17 protein-coding genes are annotated in these 20466 nt (G+C 58.2%); 14 read left to right on the top strand and 3 right to left on the bottom strand.

Annotation, left to right across the window (positions count from 1 at the left end):
* Positions 1 to 177: 177 nt before the first annotated feature.
* The 10 genes from dnaN to HMPREF1985_RS06850 all read left to right on the top strand — a co-directional run bounded on the left by dnaN (position 178) and on the right by HMPREF1985_RS06850 (position 10077).
* The gene (dnaN, locus tag HMPREF1985_RS06895) at positions 178 to 1290 is read left to right on the top strand and encodes a DNA polymerase III subunit beta (protein WP_021771831.1); all 1113 of its coding nucleotides are present in this window, start codon (positions 178 to 180) and stop codon (positions 1288 to 1290) included.
* A gap of 23 nt (positions 1291 to 1313) precedes the next feature.
* Positions 1314 to 1541, top strand: coding sequence for an RNA-binding S4 domain-containing protein (locus tag HMPREF1985_RS06890; RefSeq protein ID WP_021771830.1), 228 nt, complete (start codon positions 1314 to 1316; stop codon positions 1539 to 1541).
* Positions 1542 to 1545: 4 nt separating this feature from the next.
* Complete coding sequence (gene recF, locus HMPREF1985_RS06885; RefSeq protein ID WP_021771829.1) at positions 1546 to 2652, top strand: DNA replication/repair protein RecF; 1107 nt, start codon at positions 1546 to 1548, stop codon at positions 2650 to 2652.
* 10 nt (positions 2653 to 2662) lie between these two features.
* Positions 2663 to 3601: a DUF721 domain-containing protein gene (locus HMPREF1985_RS06880; RefSeq protein ID WP_021771828.1), complete on the top strand. Its 939-nt coding sequence runs from the start codon at positions 2663 to 2665 to the stop codon at positions 3599 to 3601.
* Entirely contained in the window at positions 3564 to 3860 is a 297-nt protein-coding gene (remB, locus tag HMPREF1985_RS06875) for an extracellular matrix regulator RemB (RefSeq protein WP_231385176.1), read from the top strand. Before HMPREF1985_RS06880 ends, remB begins: the two co-directional genes overlap by 38 nt.
* A 65-nt stretch (positions 3861 to 3925) precedes the next feature.
* Positions 3926 to 5965, top strand: coding sequence for a DNA topoisomerase (ATP-hydrolyzing) subunit B (gene gyrB, locus HMPREF1985_RS06870; RefSeq protein ID WP_021771826.1), 2040 nt, complete (start codon positions 3926 to 3928; stop codon positions 5963 to 5965).
* A gap of 234 nt (positions 5966 to 6199) precedes the next feature.
* Positions 6200 to 6895, top strand: a complete 696-nt coding sequence (locus tag HMPREF1985_RS06865; RefSeq protein ID WP_021771824.1) for a TerC family protein — start codon at positions 6200 to 6202, stop codon at positions 6893 to 6895.
* Between the two features lie 12 nt (positions 6896 to 6907).
* The gene (htpX, locus tag HMPREF1985_RS06860; protein WP_021771823.1) at positions 6908 to 7768 is read left to right on the top strand and encodes a zinc metalloprotease HtpX; all 861 of its coding nucleotides are present in this window, start codon (positions 6908 to 6910) and stop codon (positions 7766 to 7768) included.
* Positions 7769 to 8166: 398 nt separating this feature from the next.
* The gene (locus tag HMPREF1985_RS06855) at positions 8167 to 9162 is read left to right on the top strand and encodes a pyridoxal-phosphate dependent enzyme (RefSeq protein ID WP_040637343.1); all 996 of its coding nucleotides are present in this window, start codon (positions 8167 to 8169) and stop codon (positions 9160 to 9162) included.
* A gap of 9 nt (positions 9163 to 9171) precedes the next feature.
* Positions 9172 to 10077 (top strand): Ppx/GppA phosphatase family protein, encoded by a 906-nt coding sequence (locus tag HMPREF1985_RS06850; RefSeq protein WP_021771820.1) that lies wholly within the window; start codon positions 9172 to 9174, stop codon positions 10075 to 10077.
* A gap of 40 nt (positions 10078 to 10117) precedes the next feature.
* Here the strand turns inward: HMPREF1985_RS06850 and HMPREF1985_RS06845 are convergent, their stop codons facing one another.
* The 3 genes from HMPREF1985_RS06845 to HMPREF1985_RS06835 form a co-directional block, all read right to left on the bottom strand.
* Positions 10118 to 11290 (bottom strand): MFS transporter, encoded by a 1173-nt coding sequence (locus tag HMPREF1985_RS06845; RefSeq protein WP_021771819.1) that lies wholly within the window; start codon positions 11288 to 11290, stop codon positions 10118 to 10120.
* A gap of 107 nt (positions 11291 to 11397) precedes the next feature.
* Positions 11398 to 12354, bottom strand: a complete 957-nt coding sequence (locus tag HMPREF1985_RS06840) for an AEC family transporter (protein WP_155943533.1) — start codon at positions 12352 to 12354, stop codon at positions 11398 to 11400.
* 42 nt (positions 12355 to 12396) lie between these two features.
* On the bottom strand, positions 12397 to 13728 hold the full coding sequence (locus HMPREF1985_RS06835; protein WP_021771816.1) for a PepSY-associated TM helix domain-containing protein: 1332 nt from the start codon (positions 13726 to 13728) through the stop codon (positions 12397 to 12399).
* A gap of 230 nt (positions 13729 to 13958) precedes the next feature.
* Here HMPREF1985_RS06835 and gyrA point away from each other — a divergent pair, with 230 nt between their 5' ends.
* The 4 genes from gyrA (at position 13959) to HMPREF1985_RS06815 (ending at position 20445) form a co-directional block, all read left to right on the top strand.
* Positions 13959 to 16388: a DNA gyrase subunit A gene (gene gyrA, locus HMPREF1985_RS06830; RefSeq protein ID WP_021771814.1), complete on the top strand. Its 2430-nt coding sequence runs from the start codon at positions 13959 to 13961 to the stop codon at positions 16386 to 16388.
* Positions 16389 to 16634: 246 nt separating this feature from the next.
* Positions 16635 to 17579 carry a tRNA glutamyl-Q(34) synthetase GluQRS gene (gluQRS, locus tag HMPREF1985_RS06825; protein WP_021771812.1) on the top strand — a complete coding sequence of 315 codons (945 nt, stop codon included), beginning with the start codon at positions 16635 to 16637 and terminating at the stop codon, positions 17577 to 17579.
* Positions 17580 to 17874: 295 nt separating this feature from the next.
* Complete coding sequence (gene dpaL / locus HMPREF1985_RS06820; protein WP_040637340.1) at positions 17875 to 19080, top strand: diaminopropionate ammonia-lyase; 1206 nt, start codon at positions 17875 to 17877, stop codon at positions 19078 to 19080.
* A gap of 48 nt (positions 19081 to 19128) precedes the next feature.
* Positions 19129 to 20445 carry a YgeY family selenium metabolism-linked hydrolase gene (locus tag HMPREF1985_RS06815; RefSeq protein WP_021771809.1) on the top strand — a complete coding sequence of 439 codons (1317 nt, stop codon included), beginning with the start codon at positions 19129 to 19131 and terminating at the stop codon, positions 20443 to 20445.
* Positions 20446 to 20466 lie beyond the last annotated feature (21 nt).

Raw genomic sequence — 20466 nt, 5'->3', positions numbered from 1 at the left:
ATCGTGTGGATAACCTTCCCTCGTACTGCGAACCGCTTATCCACATGCGGCATGCAATCCAAGAGGCACCTTCTGCCACTTATCCACTTATCCCCAGCCCCTACTACTACAACGGCTATTTCTATTTTATTTATCGTCTCATCATAAAAACCCTGTCCAATAAGAAAGGATCATGCCATGAAAATCCAATGCCTCAAGAGCGAGCTCGCATCTGCCCTTCAGATCGTCTCGAAAGCCGTTGCCGTCAAGCCGCAGACGCCCATTCTCTCCGGGATTTACCTAAAGGCGAGCGAAGGTCTCTTAGAACTTCAGGCAACCAATTACGAAATCGGCATCATCGTCCGAATCGTCGCGGATGTCGAAGAAGCAGGCGAAATCGCCATTTCGGGACGTTACTTCGGCGAAGTAATCCGCAGGCTGCCCGGAGATAACGTCAAGCTCTCCTTCAATCGGGAGGAGAGCATCCTGCACATCCAGTCGAACCAATCCAACTTCACGCTCGTTTCGATGAACCCCGCAGAATTCCCGACGGTCAAAGAACTCGACGGCGATCTGAAATTCACAGTCAAGGACAACGTGCTCCGCTCGCTCATCAAGAAGACCGTATTCGCCTGCGCGACCGACGAAGGACGCCCCGTGTTCACCGGCTGTTCCCTCGATATTCAGGAGACGAAGCTCACGATGGCGGCGACGAACACGCATCGCCTCGCTGTCAAATACGAGATGTTCGAGCAGCGCATCGGCAAGATCAAGATCATCGTGCCTTCGCGTACGCTTTCGGAACTCCTGCACAACATGACGTCGGAGCTTCCGACCGATGTCACGGTCACGTGCTCCTACAACCGCATCAGCTTCCAGTTCGACCATTTCTTCATGACCTCGCGTCTCATCGAAGGGCAGTTCCCCGACTACAACCGCGTGATTCCGGCTTCGTTCGATACGCACGTCCGGCTTGATACCGCCGCATTTTCCGGTGCGGTAGACCGCGTTTCGCTCATCTCGCGCGCAGGCGAATACAATGTCATCAAGCTCGAATTTGCAAACAACTTGCTGCACATCACGTCCCATAATCCCGACATCGGCAAGGCAGAGGAGACGATCGTCGCCGAGATCGAAGGCCCAGATATCACGATCGCATTCAATGCGCAGTACATCATCGATGTGCTCAAGACGATCGAGACGAAATCGTGCCGCATCGATCTCGGCCAGCCGCTGACACCGATTGCCGTGCGCGAAGCGGAGGACGAGTCCTTCATCTACATCGTGACACCCGTTCGGACGCAGCATTGAATGAGGAGAAAGGCGCATGAAACATGAAAATCGAAACGATTGCCATTGAAACCGAAACGATCCAGCTCGATCACTTCCTGAAATGGGCAGGCATCCTGCCGTCCGGCGGCGCGGTAAAGCCACTCATCGAAGCGGGGCGCATCAGGCACAACGGCGAGGCTGAGACGGCGCGCAGAAGGAAGCTTTCCGATGGCGACATCATCGAGATCGAAGGCCTTGGCGCGTGGAAGGTCGCCTGCAGGAAAGACTGATGCTATGTTCGTTCGATCGCTTCAACTCAGAAATTATCGGAACTATCAGGAACTGGATCTTGCGCTCTCTCCCGAAATCAATGTCCTGCTCGGCGCGAATGCGCAGGGAAAGACGAATATCATCGAGGCGGCTTTCTATGCCTCTCTAGGCCACTCGCACCGCACGCAGCGCGATGCCGATCTCATCCGATGGGACGCGCCAGCAGGCGCGTTTCGGCTCGCTTTTACACGCCTCGATGCCGAAAATCAGATTGCGGTGCAGCTATCGCGTGAAACGAGACGGCGCATCCTGCTGAACGGGCAGGCGATCCGCACGAAGGAGCTCATCGGCACGTTCCATGCCGTCCTGTTTTCCCCTGAGGATCTCTTTCTCATCAAAGGAGCGCCGGCCGGCCGCCGGCGTTTTTTGGACGGCGAGCTTTCGCAGGCAAGTCCCTCTTACTATCGCGAGCTCGTGCGGTACGGCAAGATCGTCGTGCAGCGCAACGTGCTCCTGAAGCGCATCCGCGAGCGCCGCGAGAAGGCGGACATGCTCTCCTTTTGGGATGCGCAGCTCGCCGCAAGCGCGGAGGTGATCGTCACGAAGCGGCGCGAGGCGGTCAAGAAGCTCAATATGCTTGCCAAGCTCATGCAGCGGCGTATGACCGGGCAGGCGGAAAGCCTCGCCGTCCACTACGAAGTGAAAGGCATGGAGGAAGATCACGTGACAAATGGGCTTGCTGCGTGGTATAATAAAATGCTCAAGTCCATGCGCGAAGCCGACGTGCAGCGCGGCGCGACGGGCGTCGGCCCGCATCATGACGATCTCGTGCTGTCCGTCAACGGCGTCAACCTGCGCACATTCGGCTCGCAGGGACAGCAGCGCACAGGCGTGCTCGCGCTGAAGCTCGCCGAGCTCGACTTCCTGCGCTCCGAGACGGGCGAGTACCCCGTGCTCCTCCTCGACGACGTCATGAGCGAGCTTGACGAGCAGCGCCGCCATGCACTGCTCGCATTTCTGCGCCGCGAGCGCATCCAGACGATCATCACGGCGACCGATGCGGCTTATTTTCCCAAGGAGCGCATCGGCACCTATTACGAAGTCCATGACGGCAGGATAAGGGAGCCGTAAAGGGGAGCTTATGGCAAAACGCACGCCGGGACTGGAGATGGCAAAATCCATCCTCCCAAAAGCAATCCACGCGCTCGGCAGAAAACAGGAAACGGAATACTATGCGCACTGGGTCATGTGGCATTGGCAGGAAATCGTCGGCGAGGCGGTCGCGCGCCACGTGCGGCCGCTGTCCATCCGCAATCGGGTCTTGCGCCTCTACACGCCAGACTCCGTTTGGGCAAACGAGATGCGCATGATGATGCCGCAGGTCATCGGCGAGGTCAATCGCTTTGCGGGCGGCGAGATGGTCAAAGAGATTCAGTTTTCGCGGTCGTTTCAGGCGCAGGAAGAACGAGCTGAATGCTCCGCGCGCGAAGCGAAAGAACGCGACATCGGACGCGCCCGCGCCCACATCAGCCTTTCCGCGGAGACGATGGAAGCGGTGCGCAGCTCCTGCCGCGTCGTGGAAGATGAAGATTTGCAGGCGGCGGTCCGGTGCCTCTACAGGAAGCACAAACAGATGGAGGCATTGCGGCAGGAGGACGGGTGGCATGACTGTCCTTCCTGCGGCGCGCGCATCGAGTCCGAAGAATGCCTTTGCTTTGCGTGCCGCAGGAAGAAACGGGCAGCGATTCGCGCCGCCGTCCGCAGTGTCCTGCGCGACATGCCGTGGGCGCGCTGCAAAGACGTGCGGGCATTCGTGCCGGAATGCACGCCAAAGCTCGTCAATGAGGCGCGTGCGCTTCTCGTCCAGCAGCTCGCGGCAGAAGTCAAGCTCGAAGACGATACGAGCCTTTCAGCAAAGACGCTCGTCATGCTCTATGCGTGCCTGCCGCCCGACGAGCTGACCGAGGATGCCGTGCGGCGCACGCTGTACAGGCTGCGCTTCGACCTTCACCGGCCGAAAGATTACAAGGCGCCGAAGCGATATGCGATCATTCCGCTCGGCAGGAAGCGAAACGGGTGATACGATGTTTCTCCATTTGGGAAGCGGCGTTTCCGTCCGCACGAAGGACGTCATCGCCATACACGACTACACGCTTTTTGCCGCGGGAGACGGAATCGATTATTTCGGCCGGCTCAAGGAAAAAAAGAAGATCGTCGATGTGACGGGCGGGGAGGATGAGCCGAAATCGCTCGTCCTGACAGCAGATCTTGCATATCTTTCGATTCTCTCCGCGACGACGCTTGCGAACCGCACGCGGCTTGCGTGGGACAAGGGATAGAAAGGATGCGCCTTTTGCGCACTTCATGGATGGCAAGACGGAACAGAATGGGAGCAAGGAGATTTATGGCAAACGACAACGAGAAGAAGTCCATTGACCTTACCGAACAGGACGTGCAAAAAGAGCCGCAGGAAGACCTCACGGACGCCGACCTTGACCTCGCGGGCGTCGAGATCAACCGTGACGAGTCTGCGGCGGAGGTCACGGCTGTCGAGGCGGACTACGGCGCGGAGCAGATTCAGATTCTCGAAGGGCTCGAAGCCGTACGCAAGCGTCCCGGCATGTATATCGGCAGCACGTCCGAGCGCGGCCTGCACCACCTCGTCTACGAGGTCGTCGACAACAGCATCGACGAGGCGCTCGCGGGATACTGCGACCATATCGAAGTCACGATCGAAGCGGACGACAGCATTACCGTCGTCGATAACGGGCGCGGCATTCCCGTCGATATGCACGAGAGCGGCAAGCCTGCCGTCGAGGTCGTGCTCACTGTCCTGCACGCAGGCGGAAAGTTCGGTGGCGACGGCTACAAGGTGTCGGGCGGCCTGCACGGCGTTGGCGTCTCCGTCGTCAATGCGCTTTCGACCTCCATGGACGTCGAAGTGCGGCGCGACGGCAAGATCTATGAAATCTCTTTTGCGCGCGGCATGACGAAGAAGCCGCTGACCATCGTCGGCGACTCGGAGGCGACGGGCACGCGTGTCCACTTCGTGCCCGATCCTTCGATTTTCACCGTCACGAAGTACAGCTATGACACGCTTCGCCACCGCCTGCGCGAGCTCGCGTTCCTCAACCACGGCATCACGATCATGCTCTCAGACGCGCGGGAGGGCGGCAAGAGCGAGACGTTTCACTTCGAGGGCGGCATCAGCTCGTTCGTCGAGCACCTCAACCGCAAGAAAGAAAAACTCAATCCCAAGCCGATTTACTTCAACGGCGTCAAAGGCGATACCGTCGTCGAGATCGCCCTGCAGTACAATGACAGCTATCAGGAGAACATTTACGCCTTCGTCAACAACATCCATACCGAGGAAGGCGGCACGCACCTAGCGGGCTTCAAGCTCGCACTCACGCGCGCGGCAAACGATTTTGCGCGCAGGCAGGGCATCCTGAAGGAAAAGGACGGAAATCTCTCTGGAGACGATGTGCGCGAGGGGCTCACTTGCGTCATCAGCCTCAAGATCCGCGAGCCGCAGTTCGAAGGGCAGACGAAGACGAAGCTCGGAAACTCCGAAGTGCGCGGCATCGTCGACTCCATCGTGACGGAGGGGCTATCCGAGTACTTCGAGGAAAACCCCGTCATCACGAAGCGCATCATCGAAAAGGCGATCATGGCACAGCGCGCGAGAGAGGCGGCGCGCAAGGCGCGCGAGCTCACGCGCCGCAAGAACGCGCTGGAGGTGTCGAGCCTTCCCGGAAAGCTCGCCGACTGCTCCATCAAGGATCCCGAGCAGGCCGAGATCTACCTTGTCGAGGGCGACAGCGCAGGCGGATCGGCAAAGCAGGGACGCGACCGCCGCTTTCAGGCGATCCTCCCGCTGCGCGGCAAGATCCTGAACGTCGAAAAGGCGCGTCTCGACAGGATCTTCGCCAATGCCGAGATCCGCACGATGATCACGGCGTTCGGCACGGGCATCAGCGACGATTTCGACCTCGCAAAACGCCGTTACGGCAAGATCATCATCATGACCGATGCCGATGTAGACGGCGCGCATATCCGCACGCTTCTCCTCACGTTCCTCTACCGCTATATGAAGCCGCTCATCGAGCACGGCCACGTATTCATCGCGCAGCCGCCGCTCTATCAGATCCGCAAGGGAAAGAAGCACTGGTACACCTACAGCGACGATGAGCTCGCGAAGAAGCTCGAAGAAGTCGGCCGCGACAGCATCACCGTCCAGCGCTACAAAGGGCTTGGCGAGATGAACCCTGAGCAGCTTTGGGAGACGACGATGGATCCAGAAGGGCGCACGATGCTTCGCGTCGATATGGAAGACGCCGAAGAAGCTGACGAGCTCTTTACCATTTTAATGGGCGACAAGGTCGAGCCGCGCCGCCAGTTCATTGAGGAAAACGCGAAACTCGTCCGCAATCTCGATATCTGATGAAAAAAACTTGCCAAATATCCATTTCCATGGTATCCTGTCTCTATAGCAAGACTTCCGACAGGGGGAGTAGCTGAACGACCAATTCCCGTCAATACGGCATCGTCCCGGTTTGGTCGGCGCTGAGCAAGCAAGACCCTGCTCGATTCGTTCCTTTTGCGTGCGAATTGAGCAGGGCTTTTTCTGTACCCGTCGGGAATTTCGAATGCAAGTTCATTGGTTAGGAGAGTGAAAATGGATCCTTTTTTGGCTGGCATGTTTTCGCCCGAATGGTTTGCTGCGTTTACTGGAATCGTGATTCTCGACCTCCTGCTTTCAGGAGACAACGCGATCCTGATTGCGCTCGCGTGCAAGAATCTGCCACACGGGAGCCGCAAGAAGGCGATTCTCATCGGCGGGCTCGGTGCGGTCGGCATACGCATCGCCTGCACGCTCTTTGCGACGGGCGTCCTGTCCCTGCCGTACATCGAGTTCATCGGTGGCTTGGCGCTTCTATGCATCGCAGTCAAGCTCGTCACCGATCACAGGGACCACGCTGGGGAGAGGGGAAAGCATGCGCCGACATCGCTCGGTGCGGCGGTCCGCACGATTCTCATTGCGGACTTCATCATGAGCATCGACAATATCCTCTCGCTTGCGGGTGTCGCGAACACCGTTCCAGACGGCAAGTGGAGCCTTATCGTATGCGGGCTGCTCATCTCGGTTCCCATCGTGCTTTTCGGTGCGCAGTTTTTCCTCATGCTCATCTTGAAAATGCCCGCGCTGATCTATGGCGGCGCCGCGATCCTCGGCTGGACGGCAGCGTCTCTCATGGCTGCGGACAAAGGAATCGGCGCGCATATCGCGGCGTACGCGATCCATCTGAAGGTATTGTTCGTCTTGCTCGTGCTCGGCGTAGGATACGTTATCCATCATCATAAAAAATCTTAAGGAGGGTTTTTCATGAACAATCTAAAGACACTCATGCTCATGGTGCTGCTTGCGGCAATCATGATGTTCTTCGGTGCGATGCTCGGCGGCAGGACGGGGCTCATGGCGATGCTCGTCCTATCGCTCGGCATGAATTTCTTCACCTATTGGTTCAGCGACTCGATCGTGCTCCGGACGTCGGGCGCGCGTGAGATCACGCGCGAGGAGGCGCCGCAGCTCTATCAGCTCGTCGAGAATCTCGCGGTGCGCGCGAACCTCCCCATGCCGAAAGTCTGCATCATCGACGAGGACGTGCCGAATGCGTTTGCAACAGGACGCAATCCGTCGAATGCCGCCGTCGCCGTCACGACGGGCATCATGCGCGTGCTCGACTACAACGAGCTGTCGGGCGTGCTCGCGCATGAGCTTTCCCATGTCAAGAACCGCGACATCCTGACATCGACGATCGCGGCGATGATGGCAAGCGTCATCACCTACGCGGCGCAGTTCTTCGCATTCTTCGGCGGAAACCGCGATGAGAATGGAGAGGGCAGCAATCCGATTGCGGGGCTTCTCATGGTCATCCTCGCACCGATTGCGGCGATGCTCATCCAGATGGCGATCTCGCGCTCGCGCGAGTACGAGGCGGACAAGGACGGCGGCACGATCTGCGGCAATCCCAACTACCTCGCGGACGCGCTGGAAAAGATCGAGTACTACGCAAGGAATGCCGCGCCGATGCCGGAGGCAAGGCCTGCGACAGCGCACATGTACATCATCAATCCGTTCTCTGGTGCGGGGCAGACGATCGCGAATCTTTTCAGCACGCATCCTGAGACGGAAAAACGCATCGCACGCCTTCGCGAGCAGGCGAGCCTTATGCACGTTCGCTGAATGCATAGAGAGAGGCACGGAGGATCGAATCCGAATAGCCGCCTGTTTTCAGGCGGCTATTCGTGCTGGAATCTGCTTGTCCGTTCCTTATGCATCTTTTGGCGATTCGATGGATAAACGTATGGGTTCATTGCCTGATGGGTTTCATCATACTGTAAAACGCATCGATTTTCAAGCACGTCCCAGCATGCTTGTAGATCAAAAGGATATACGGATTTCGTATTCAGTTCGCATTTTGATTGAAGTTCCTGTGTTATTGAAACAGGAAAAAAGCCTCTTTTCGACGAATAAATACAAATAAAGAAGAACGGTATCGTTTTGTTCCGTATGGAATCGATCCTTTTATTTCACGAATGGAATTTTTTTTCGTAAATCATGTTGCCAAAGGAGGATTTCCCATGTATTTTTATTGTGAAACATGCAAGAAGCAATATCCGCTCAACAGCCATTCCTATCGCTGCAAATGTGGTGGCATGTTTCATCTTCATAAGGACGCTGCGGATGAAATCGCAAAGGAGATCACGCTGGGCGAGCGCGAGACACCGCTTCTTCCGATCCGGATCGATGGGCTCGATCTCCTGCTGAAACTGGAAAACCTGCAGCCGACGGGGTCGTTCAAGGATCGTGGAGCCTATACGCTCATCAATGAGCTCGCGCATCTCGGCATCCAAAAGATCGCGCTTGACTCGTCGGGCAACGCAGGCGCGTCTGTCGCGGCGTATGCGGCAGCAGCGGGGATGGACTGCACGGTCTACGTGCCGGACGATGCCTCGTCTGAAGTCGTTGCGCAGATCGAAGCGTATGGTGCGAAAATCGTCAAGGTCATGAATGGACGCATGCATGTATGCGCTGCTGTCAAGGCGAATCTCGGCGATGCCTACTATGCGTCGCACGTCTACAATCCGCTTTTTTTCGAAGGCATCAAGTCCATGGCGCACGAGATGTGCCATCAGCTTGATGGGCATATCCCCGACTACGTCATCATGCCCGTTGGAAACGGCACCATGCTTATCGGACTCTTCCTCGGCTTTATGGAAATCGGCCGCCTGCCGCGCCTCATTGCCGTGCAGTCCTCGAAATGTGCGCCGCTCTACGAGGCATTTTACGGTCTTCCGGCAGGCCCGCGAAAGACGACGATTGCCGAGGCGATCCGCATTGAAGCGCCGAAGCGGCTCGATGATATGGTCCGCGCGCTCAAATCGTCGGGCGGCGATGTCATCACCGTCGAGGACAAGGATATCCTGACGGCAAAAAAGGAGCTTGGGCGGCGTGGCGTCTACGTCGAGATGACGTCTGCCGCCGCGCTTGCCGGCGCGCGCAGGATATTTGCCGATGGGAAGCCCGACAACTATCGCGTCGTTCTCCCCATGACGGGAAGCGGGCTCAAACGGTGAGGACATACGATGCTCTACGCTTTGATTGACATTGGTTCGAACACCGTACGCATGGCCATTTACCGCATAGAGGGCGGCCGCGCCGAAATGCTCATGAAAAAAAAGCACGCCGTCGGGCTCGCCGCCCATCTCAAGGACGGCATCATGCAGCAGAGCGGCATCGACCGCACCGTCGAAATCGTCAATGGGTTTCGCGCTTTCCTGCTGCCGTTCGGCATCGAGAACGTCGTCGCCTTTACGACGGCGGCGCTTCGGAATGCCAGGAACAGCGCGGAAGCCGTCGGCGAGATCGAGCGGCGCACGGGCCTATCCATCCGCATCATCACGGGCGACGAAGAGGCGGAGTACGATTTCATCGGCGCCGTGCATGGATTGAAAGAGGATTCGGGAGTCATCATCGACATCGGCGGTGCGAGCACGGAGCTTGTCGCATTCAAGAACCGTGCGATCTTGACGAAGACCAGCCTGCCGATCGGCTCGCTTGCGCTCTATGCGAATCATGTAAAGGCACTCCTGCCGACGGCAAAAGAGATCGCTGTCATGCGGGAAGAGGTGGAGCGGATCATTCGGTCGGAGGAGGCGTTCGTTTCGATCCGTGAGACGTCTCTCGTCGGCATCGGCGGCACGTTCAAGGGAGCGTCCGCGCTCTGCAGCGCGATGTTCCATCAGGAGGCGGCGAGCACGCACCTGGCCGTCGAAACGATCGAAGAGATGATCCGCTATTTCTCCTTTGCGGGCGTTCTCACGATGGACATGACCGTCCTCCTCATGAAAAACGTGCCGGAGCGCATGCACACCGTCATGCCAGGGCTCGTCATTGCCGACGTGCTGGCAGGATGGTTCCATGCAAAGGAAATTACTTACAGCGATTCCGGCGTGCGCGAAGGATACATCTATGCGGAAATTTTGAAATGAAAAGCTCCCGCCTGCGTGCGGGAGCTTTTTCGGATGGCGTCTAATACCGCTTTCCCTGAATGGTCGGCAGGTAGATGTGCCAGCAGAAAAAGACGGTGATGGCGGCAATCGCCGCGCCGATGTAGCCGATATGGGCGAGGTGCCCATGGCCTGCGGCGAGCGAGCCGATCCACGTGCCGCTGCCGATGCCGATGTTGAAAATGCCGGAGTAGATGGACATGGCAACGGTAGATCCTGGGCCCATGACGAGTCCGAGGAGCTCCGCTTGGAACAGAATGTTGTAGAGTGTCGCGACCATGCCGACAAACATGCAGAGCAGGAGCATCGTGAACATGGAAATCGAAGCAGCCTGAAAGAGAAGAAGCGCCGCAAAGACGCAGGGAAGGACAAAACGCAGGAGCAAAAAGCGATGCCTGCCGTAGCCATGTGTGAACAGGAGGCTCGCGAGGATGCCGCACGCGCCGATTGCCATGAGCGCGACCGTGATCAGGGTCGGCGAGAACGAAGCAATCTCGTGCAGGAATGGCTCGATGTAGCTGTACGCGGTGAAATACGCCGTCGCGAAGAGCGCCGTCATGACGTAGATGCAGGAAAGGGCAGGATTCCGCAAAAGCTGCGGCAGGTCATGGGCGGAAAAAGGCTTATCCTGTTTGCGCTGCGGAAGCATATAGGCGAGATAGAGGAGGGCGGCAAGGGCTATGCCCGCAATGATGAGGAACGTCATGCGCCAGCCGGCGTACAGTCCGATCATGCGTCCGATCGGCAGCCCGAAAATCATGGCGACCGAGCTGCCCGTGACGATCATGCCGAGCGCCATCGGCCGGTGCTCGTGCGTCACGAGCTGCGCGGCGAGCGGGGCGGCAATCGACCAGAAGATGGCGTGCGCGCAGGCGACCACGATGCGCGCCGCAAGCAGCATGGGGTAGCTCGTGGCAATCCCGGAGAGAAGCTGCCCGACGCTGAACACGGCGACGACGAGCAGCATGAGCCGCTTCAGCTCCATGCGGCAGGTCAGCAGCATGAGCGGGAGCGAGAGCACCGCGACGACCCAGGCATAAATCGTGATCATGCCGCCCGTCTCGGCTGTCGTCATGGAAAACGATCCCGCAATGTCCGTGAGCAGTGCGATCGGCATGAACTCCGACGTATTGAACACAAATGCCGCCGTCGTGATGCCCAGCAGCGAGAGATAATGGCGAAGGGGGATTTTCAAGGGAACTCTCCTTTCGTTGAAAATCGTATTTTGCTCTTATTCGTCCTTATTATAGAGGAAAATGACGCGATTGCAAGACCAATCAGGAGAAAGGGGATACCCTATTTTTAAGTGTGCAGGACGAAGAACAAAACCGGGAAGAAGAGAACGAGGTAGAGCGCCGTCGTCGCGAGGAAGGACGCGACGGGAAGGTCGATGTTGAGCTTGTAGAGACGTGCGGCGATGACCGCGTTGATGGCGGTCGGACACGAGGCGAAGATCAGCATGGAATTTTGGATGGTGGCACTGTCAAAGGCGAAATAGGCGAGCAGGCACGTCGCGGCAGGCGTGACGACGAAGCGGATGAAGTAGAGGCTCTTCGTCGCGAGAATGTAGGGGCGCGCGTGACGGAAATCGATGAGGTAGCCGACGGGAAGCATCGCAAACCACGCGCTGACGTGGACGAGCCAAACGAACGCAGGCGTGAGAAAATCCGGGCGTTCGATGCCGTGCAGGTTGAGATAGATGCCTGCTGCCATGCCCAAGAGGCAGATCTGATTCCAACTGAAAAAAAGGTTGCAGAAATCGCGAAGGGGCGAGCTTTTCCGCGTGCTGCCGGTGGCTTTCAAATAAAAATACTGCGAGAGCGGGAAGATGAGCAGCACGAGCGCGACGTTCTGGCACGTCCCGATGATCTGCGAGTACGCGAACCCCTGCTCGCTGTATAGGATGAAGGCGCAGACGCCGCCGAGCGTGCCGATGTTTGCGAGCATGGCGCTCACGAGGTATGCGCCGCGGTCGAGGGGATTCGGATAATGACGCGCAAAGAAGATCTGTCCGACTGCGCCGGGAAAGAGAATGAGGAAAAAGCCGAAAAGCGGCACGAGCGCGAGTTCCCAGTCGATCTTGAGCACCCAAAAGCTCAGCAGCGACAACAGCGTGTAAATGACGATGATATTGAAGCGGATGACGCGGTTCATCATCGCATCGGAAATCCATTTGCGCTGATGGATGAAATAGCCGGCGACGAGCGGTGCGATGAGGTCGGTGAGTACGTAAAGAATGCGCATTTCAGAATCAGACAAAAGAATGTTTCCTCGCTTCCTGTGTCAAGCCGCTTGCTGATATCACGATTCGTTTCGGATGCAATAGGCGGCGGAAAAGAGCAGGATGAGGCTTGCGGCAAGCCCCGCCATGTCGCCGGCGCCGCCGTATAGGGGCGGCACGAGCATGAGAAACGTCCATGCCGTGAACCAGATGATCTCGCGCCAAGGCGAGGTCTTTCTTGCCGCAGCGCGAGCTGCAAGGGCACGCTGCGGGCGAACTTGGTTCTGCCAGCGGCGCCAGCGCGTGGCGTATAGCCATGCGCCCGTCGCCGTCATGGCGGCTGTTCCCAAAATCAGCAGCGCCCAGACGAGCTTTTCGGCGAAGAGGTCATGGCTATGGATATGCAGGTTCAGGAAAAAGGGCGCGAAGTGCATCCAGAAAGGCGCTGGGACGAACACGGGAACAGCGTTTTTCGTTTGGGGCAGGAAAGCCATTTCGCCTAGCATGAAGTTCGTCGCCTTGGCAGGGGGATCGGCCAGGTAAAATACGTAGGGGGCAGATTCGTCCTTGGGAAGCTCCATCGAGATCACCGTCTTTCCTGGAAAGTTCCCGCGGATGATGGAAAGGGATTCCGCCGGCGTGCATTGGGCGTGCGCTCCCTCCGCGATAGCGGCCTGCTTCGCAAGTGCACTGGCGGCAACACGGGGCGCATCGCGATGATACTGGGCGTTTCCCATCGCGTAGCAGACGATGAGGATGCCGCTCAGTGTCAGCAGGAATGCCCATGCGCATGTGATCACGGAAACAATCTTATGCCAGTCGGAGACTAAAAGACGCGTGGAATTGCTTCGCCGCCTGCCGAAGGGCAGTGTTTTCATCATCGGGGCATAGAGCCAAAGCCCGGTGAGGATGGAAACGAGGGTGAGCACGCACATCGCGGCGAGAAAGTCGCGCCCAGCACTGCCCATCTTCATCTGCACGTGCAGGAGGTGCGCTTCGTGCAGGAGCGTCTGAAGCATGGGAATCCGATACGTTCGCTTCGTTCGGTTGAATGTCGTTTTGCTTCGCACGTCGTACAGGATCTGCTCGCCGCCCATGCGCATGTGGGCGCGTTCCTTTTTCCCGCCCGAAAGATTTTCCACGCGGAAGTAGAGCGTGCCGTCGGACGGATCTGGTGTCACGGCTCGGATCCGTTTGCCTGGCGCTGACGCAGCGACGGCATCCATCCCCGCAGGGAGTGCGCTCCATATGGCATCCATTTCCATCGGCCCGCTGCGTGCCGGGAGGTTCGTGGTATTCCATGCGTTGATTTCATGGCGGAAGAGAAGCAAAAGCCCCGTCAGGACGAGCAAAAGGAAAAAGAGCGCACAGATGAGACTGACATAACGATGTACCTTGTAAATTACGGCCATAGTGTGCCTCCTTAGCAGTCTGTGATGATGTCGTCAAGTCGTTTATCGATCATGAATCGCATAGATATTATAGCACAAAATGAAAATCCCAATCGATGGGTTCAATCATTTTGTTGGAAATTATTACGAACATTTGTTTTATAATGCTCTATCCGTATGGACTTTTCCGATTACAACGTGGTATAATAGGGCATTGCATCAATCGGTATCGAATATTTTGAGGTGAGATTGTGGATTTTGGTCAGGGAAAAGTCGTGCCGGTCAATCTCGAGCACGAGATGCGCAATTCGTATATTGACTATGCGATGAGCGTCATTGTTGCGCGTGCGCTTCCCGATGTGCGCGACGGACTAAAGCCCGTACATCGACGCATCCTTTACGCGATGCAGGAAGCGGGAATGGGCTCGACGAAGCCCTATAAGAAGTCGGCGCGTATCGTCGGCGAAGTCTTGGGAAAATACCACCCGCACGGCGACAGCTCCGTCTACGACGCCATCGTCCGCATGGCGCAGGACTTCTCCATGCGCTACATGCTCGCGGACGGGCACGGCAACTTTGGCTCGGTCGACGGCGACCCCGCCGCTGCAATGCGCTACACCGAGGTCCGCATGTCGAAAGTCGCGGAGCTCATGCTCCAGGATATCGACAAGGACACGGTCGAATTCGCGCCAAACTACGATGAGTCCCTGAAGGAGCCGACGGTGCTCCCGGCGAAGTTCCCGCAGCTCCTCGTCAACGGCACGGCGGGCATCGCCGTCGGCATGGCGACGAACATCCCGCCGCACAATATGTGCGAGGTCATCGACGGGACGCTCATGCTCATCGACAATCCCGCAGCGACGGTCGAGGATCTCATGGGCATCATCAAGGGACCGGACTTCCCGACGGCAGGCCTTATCCTCGGCAGCGAGGGCATCCGGCAGGCGTATACGACGGGGCGCGGCGTCATCAAGATGCGCGCGAACGCCCATATCGAGACGCTTTCAAACGGAAAGCCGCGCATCATCGTCACGGAGCTTCCGTATCAGGTCAACAAGGCGCGTCTCGTCGAGAAGATCGCCGATCTCGTACGCGACAAGCAGATCGAGGGCATCACGGCGCTCAACGACGAGTCCGACCGCGGCGGCATGCGCATCGTCATCGACCTGCGGCGCGACGCAAATGCAAGCGTCATTTTGAACCAGCTGTACAAGCACACGCAGCTCCAGGACAGCTTCGGCGTCATCATGCTCGCGCTCGTCGACGGCAAGCCGCAGGTGCTCAACCTGAAGCAGGTCCTTCACTACTACATCCGCCATCAGGAAGATGTCATCACGCGGCGCACGCGCTACGAGCTCGCAAAAGCCGAGGCGCGCGCGCATATCTTGGAAGGCCTCACCATTGCGCTCGACCATCTCGACGCCGTCATCACGACGATCCGCGAGAGCCGCACGGCAGATATCGCGCGCGAAGCGCTCATGGCGGGATTCAAGCTTTCCGAGAAGCAGGCACAGGCCATTCTCGACCTCCGTCTCCAGCGCCTCACGGGTCTCGAGCGCGAGAAGATTGAGAAGGAGTACCAAGAGGTTCTAACGGCAATCGAGGAGTACAAGGCAATCCTCGCCGACGAGTCGCGCATTCTCGGCATCATCAAGGAAGAGCTGGCCGCGGTCAAGGAAAAATATGGCGATGCGCGCCGCACGCGTCTGACGGTCGATACGTCGGAGATCGACGTCGAAGACCTCATCGCCGAGGAAGACGTCGTCGTCACGATGACGCACAATAACTACATCAAGCGCATCCCGCTCGATACGTACCGCAGGCAGAACCGTGGCGGCAAGGGCGTCAAGGGCATGGGCACGAAGGAAACCGACTTCGTCGAAAACATGCTCATCACGACGACACACCACACGATCCTATTCTTCACGAATCGCGGACGCGTCTACCACCTCAAGGCGTATGAGATCGCCGAGGCGAGCCGTGCGGCGAAGGGGACGGCGATCATCAACCTCCTCCCGCTTCAAGCGGATGAGAGCATCACGGCCATCATTCAGGTCAAAGGCTTCCAGCCCGATAACTACCTCTTCATGGCGACGAAGAAGGGCGTCGTGAAGAAGACGAGCCTCATCGAGTTCAAGAACCTCCACAAGGGCGGGCTCAACGCCATCCATCTCGATGACGACGACGAACTCATCGGCGTTCGCTTCACGAACGGCAATCACGATGTCATCCTGGGCACGAAGTGGGGCATGGCGATCCTCTTCCCCGAGGACGACGTGCGCGCGATCGGCCGTCAGGGACGCGGCGTGAGAGGCATCCGTCTGAGCGACGGCGACGAAGTCATCGCGATGGACACGCTCATGCCGAATGCCGATGTGCTGACCGTCACGGCAGAAGGCTACGGCAAGCGCACGCAGCGGGATGAGTACCGCACGCAGACGCGCGGCGGCAAGGGCATCATCAACCTCAAGGTCACGGATAAGACCGGCGACGTAGTCGGCCTGCGTGTCGTACGGCCGGATCAGGAACTCATGCTCATCACGACGGAGGGCATCGTCATCCGTACGAATATCGGCGACATCTCGCGCATCAGCCGCAACACGCAGGGCGTCAAGCTCATGACGACGGCAAAAGGCGATACCGTCGCGTCGATGGCGGTCATGGATCAGAAGAGCGAGTAATGGGAAGAAATGGAACAGGCTGCCTGCCGCAAGGGAAGGCAGTCTTTTTTCATCGGGAATCAAAACGGAGCGAACCCATGCTGGAGGACAAACCCAACCTTGCAGATGCCGTGGCGCTTGCGCGGGAGGAAGAACGCATTGCGAAACGGGGGCACGCACGGACCAAATGGAGGAGGGCATCTATATGAAGGGCGTTGACGTCAGCTACGCCTACGAGGACCGTACGGCATTTCGCACGGAGGGCGTATGATGCGCGGGCGTTTTGCGCCGAGCCCGACGGGGTACATGCACCTCGGCAATGTCTGGACGGCTTTTCTCGCTTGGCTCTTGGTGCGTCAAATGGGAGGGCAGCTCGTGCTGCGCATCGAGGACATCGATGAGGCGCGAAGCCATGCGGAGTACAAGCGTGCGATTTGCCGCGATCTCAGGTGGCTCGGCCTCACATGGGACGAGGGACCGGAGGTTGGCGGCGCCTATGCGCCGTATACGCAGCAGGAGCGCTACGCGCACTACCAAGATGCGGTCGAGCGGCTCGCAGGGAAAGGACTCCTATACCCCTGCTTTTGCACGCGCGCGCGGCTCATGGGCGTCGGCGCGCCGCACGCAGGCGAGACGGCAGTCTACGACGGGCATTGCTATCGGATGCACGAGAAGGAGCGGGCGGCGGCAAGCGCGGTGCGCACGCCATCATGGCGCGTTCACGTGCCAGCGGAAAAAATCGCCTTTGCCGATATGGTCTGCGGCACGCAGGAAGTCGATCTCGCCCGCGCGGTCGGCGACTTTCGCGTGCGCCGCGCCGATGGGCTGTACGCCTATCCGCTCGCCGTTTCCGTCGACGATATGGAGATGGGCATCACGCACGTCGTGCGCGGCCGCGACCTCCTCGCGCAGACGCCTGCGCAGATTTGGCTGATCCAGACGCTCGGCGGCACGCCGCCCGCGTATGCACACATCCCCATGCTCGTCGATGCCGATGGAAACCGCCTTTCCAAGCGCCAAAAAGGGCTGACCGTGCGCGAACTGCGCGCGGCGGGAAAAAAGCCTGAAGCGATACTTTCCGCGCTTGCGGTTGCGGGCGGGCTGATTCCAGAGCGGGGTGGGCGAAGCCTGGAAGAGCTCGTCCGCTCTTGTGACTGGTATGGGCTTCGGCCGACCGATATTTCGATTTCATCCATTTTGTCCCATCTTTAAGGAAATGTTCTAGAGTTAAGTCAAAACTATATTTTGCCATACCAATACCCCCGAAAGCCAAAACGCTTTGCGTCTGGCTTTCGGGGGTATTGGTACGAATGCATTCGATAGGGAATGCATTTTTCCTTTCTTCCAAGGGCAGCGCTTCCTATGCTTTCCTCCTATCCCTCGATTGCAACGTGATTCAAAAGAATTCATCTTATTTCTCTTGAAAAATAATTATTTTCGCGCTATACTAAAAACAAATTATTTATTTGGTTAGCAAAAATATTTTTAGGTATAGGAGGATATCGATATGGACGGGCGTTTTGTATGGGCACGGAATCGGATGCCCAAGACCGAGGATGCGTTTCTGTCGCTGCTCTCCCTCGATGAGGTGCGGCACGCACGGACGTTCCACGAAAGTTTCCCTCAGTATGGGCCAACACCTCTGACGAGGCTCCCAAAGATGGCGGCGTATCTCGGGCTCAGCGATGTCTTCGTCAAGGATGAGTCCTATCGCTTCGGACTCAACGCATTCAAGGTGCTCGGCGGGTCCTATGCAATGGCGCAGTACATCGCGCAGGAAACGGGCCGGGATATCGCGGATCTGCCTTACCATGTGCTCACCTCAAAGAAGCTGCGCGAGGCGTTCGGCACAGCGACGTTCTTCACGGCGACGGACGGCAACCACGGCCGAGGCGTCGCATGGGCGGCGCGGGAGCTCGGACAAAACGCCGTTGTCCACATGCCGAAGGGGACGACGCAGACGCGCCTCGAGAACATCCAAAAGCTCGGGGCAAAGGTCGATATTCTGGATCTCAATTACGATGACTGCGTTCGGCAGGCCGCAAAGGAGGCTGCTGCGACGCCGCGTGGCGTCATTGTGCAGGACACGTCTTGGGACGGCTACGAGGACATCCCCGGCTGGATCATGCAGGGGTACGGAACAATGGCGCTGGAGGCCGCAGAGCAGCTCAAGGCGCAGGGTGCCGGGCGGCCGACGCATGTCTTTGTACAGGCCGGTGTCGGCTCGCTTGCAGGCGCAGTGATCGGCTTCTACGCGAATCTTTGGAGTGACAATCCGCCGACGTTCGTTGTCGTAGAGGCAAAGGCGGCGGATTGCCTCTACGAGGGTGCGCTCGCAGGAGACGGGAAAATACGCACGGTTGGCGGTGCCATGGAGACCATCATGGCAGGTCTTGCCTGCGGCGAGCCAAACACCATCTCATGGGACATCCTAAAGAACCATGTGAAACTCTTCGTTGCCATCTCCGACGATGTGGCGGCAGACGGGATGCGGATGCTCGCCGCACCGATCAAGGGAGATCCCCCCATCACCTCGGGTGAATCAGGCGCGGCCTCATTCGCCGCACTCATGGCTCTGATGACGGATGACATCTGCGAGGAGCCGCGCGCATTGCTCGGTCTTGACAGAGATTCGCGTGTGCTCGTCTTCTCAACGGAGGGCGATACCGATCCCGCGCGTTACCGCGAAATCGTTTGGAAGGGACAGTTTTAATGCATGCGGCTTTAGAGCTTTATCATTTTTGAAAGGGCGTAGGATAACATGGCTTTGAACTATGAACGCATCAAGGAAGCGGCACAGGGGTACGAGGCGCAGATGACGAAGTTTCTGCGGGACATCGTGCGTTCTCCCGGTGAGAGCAGCGGGGAGAAGGCGCACGCCGACCGGATCGCGCAGGAGATGCGCGCGCTTGACTTCGACAAGGTGGAGATCGATCCGATGGGGAACGTGCTCGGCTACATGGGGCACGGCACGACACAGATCGCCTTCGACGGGCACATCGACACCGTCGGCATCGGCAATCGCGCGAACTGGGAGTTCGATCCCTACGATGGCTTCGAATCGGCGACGGAGATCGGCGGGCGGGGTACGTCCGATCAGCTGGGCGGGGTCGTCTCGGCGGTCTACGGCGCGCGCATCATGAAGGATCTCGGACTGCTCTCGGACAAGTATACCGTGCTCGTCACGGGGACGGTGCAGGAGGAGGACTGTGACGGCCTCTGCTGGCAGTACATCATCCAAGAGGATAAGGTACGCCCCGCCTTTGTCGTGTCGACGGAGCCGACGGACGGCGGCATCTACCGCGGTCAGCGGGGCCGTATGGAGATCCGCGTCGAGGCACAGGGCGTCTCCTGCCACGGCAGTGCACCCGAGCGCGGCGACAATGCCATCTACAAGATGGCCGACATCCTCCGGGACATCCGCGCACTGAACGAAAATCCCGCCGACGACCCAGAAATCCAAGGGCTCTCCAAAATGCTGCACAAAGAGCACAACCCCGAATATGAGGAGGCAAATTTTCTCGGACGCGGCACAATTACCTGCTCGGAGATCTTCTTCACATCGCCAAGCCGCTGTGCGGTCGCGGATTCCTGTGCAGTCTCGCTCGACCGCCGGATGACGGCAGGCGAGACATGGGAGGGATGCCTCGAGGAGATACGCGCCCTGCCACATGTCAAGAAGTACGGCAAGGACATCAAGGTCAGCATGTACGAATATGCACGCCCAAGCTATACGGGGCTCACGTACCCCATCGAGTGCTATTTCCCGACCTGGGTCATACCGAAGGATCATAAGGTCACGCGATCCATCGAAACGGCATACCAAAATCTCTTTGGCGAGAAACGCATCGGTTCCCCTGAGACCATCGCCTCACGCGAGGGGCGGCCTCTCATCGACAAGTGGACGTTCTCGACGAACGGCGTCACCATCATGGGGCGCAACGGCATTCCCGTCATCGGATTCGGACCGGGAGCAGAGGCGCAGGCACATGCACCAAACGAGCGGAATTGGAAGCAGGATCTCGTCACCTGCGCCGCCGTTTACGCGACGCTGCCGAGCATCTACGTTGCGGATTGATTGCGGACATCGGATTGGAAA

Source organism: Mitsuokella sp. oral taxon 131 str. W9106 (assembly GCF_000469545.1).
Lineage (GTDB): Bacteria > Bacillota > Negativicutes > Selenomonadales > Selenomonadaceae > AWVT01.
This window is presented reverse-complemented; position numbering and strand designations above follow the sequence as displayed.

Bases quoted from the DNA above. Each gene is read 5' to 3' on its own strand.
- HMPREF1985_RS06835 (WP_021771816.1), bottom strand. From the start codon at position 13,728: ATGGCCGTAATTTACAAGGTACATCGTTATGTCAGTCTCATCTGTGCG.
- HMPREF1985_RS06865 (WP_021771824.1), top strand. From the start codon at position 6,200: ATGGATCCTTTTTTGGCTGGCATGTTTTCGCCCGAATGGTTTGCTGCG.
- recF (WP_021771829.1), top strand. From the start codon at position 1,546: ATGTTCGTTCGATCGCTTCAACTCAGAAATTATCGGAACTATCAGGAA.
- HMPREF1985_RS06880 (WP_021771828.1), top strand. From the start codon at position 2,663: ATGGCAAAACGCACGCCGGGACTGGAGATGGCAAAATCCATCCTCCCA.
- HMPREF1985_RS06890 (WP_021771830.1), top strand. From the start codon at position 1,314: ATGAAAATCGAAACGATTGCCATTGAAACCGAAACGATCCAGCTCGAT.
- remB (WP_231385176.1), top strand. From the start codon at position 3,564: ATGCGATCATTCCGCTCGGCAGGAAGCGAAACGGGTGATACGATGTTT.
- dpaL (WP_040637340.1), top strand. From the start codon at position 17,875: ATGGACGGGCGTTTTGTATGGGCACGGAATCGGATGCCCAAGACCGAG.
- dnaN (WP_021771831.1), top strand. From the start codon at position 178: ATGAAAATCCAATGCCTCAAGAGCGAGCTCGCATCTGCCCTTCAGATC.
- htpX (WP_021771823.1), top strand. From the start codon at position 6,908: ATGAACAATCTAAAGACACTCATGCTCATGGTGCTGCTTGCGGCAATC.
- HMPREF1985_RS06855 (WP_040637343.1), top strand. From the start codon at position 8,167: ATGTATTTTTATTGTGAAACATGCAAGAAGCAATATCCGCTCAACAGC.
- gyrB (WP_021771826.1), top strand. From the start codon at position 3,926: ATGGCAAACGACAACGAGAAGAAGTCCATTGACCTTACCGAACAGGAC.
- HMPREF1985_RS06850 (WP_021771820.1), top strand. From the start codon at position 9,172: ATGCTCTACGCTTTGATTGACATTGGTTCGAACACCGTACGCATGGCC.
- HMPREF1985_RS06815 (WP_021771809.1), top strand. From the start codon at position 19,129: ATGGCTTTGAACTATGAACGCATCAAGGAAGCGGCACAGGGGTACGAG.
- gluQRS (WP_021771812.1), top strand. From the start codon at position 16,635: ATGATGCGCGGGCGTTTTGCGCCGAGCCCGACGGGGTACATGCACCTC.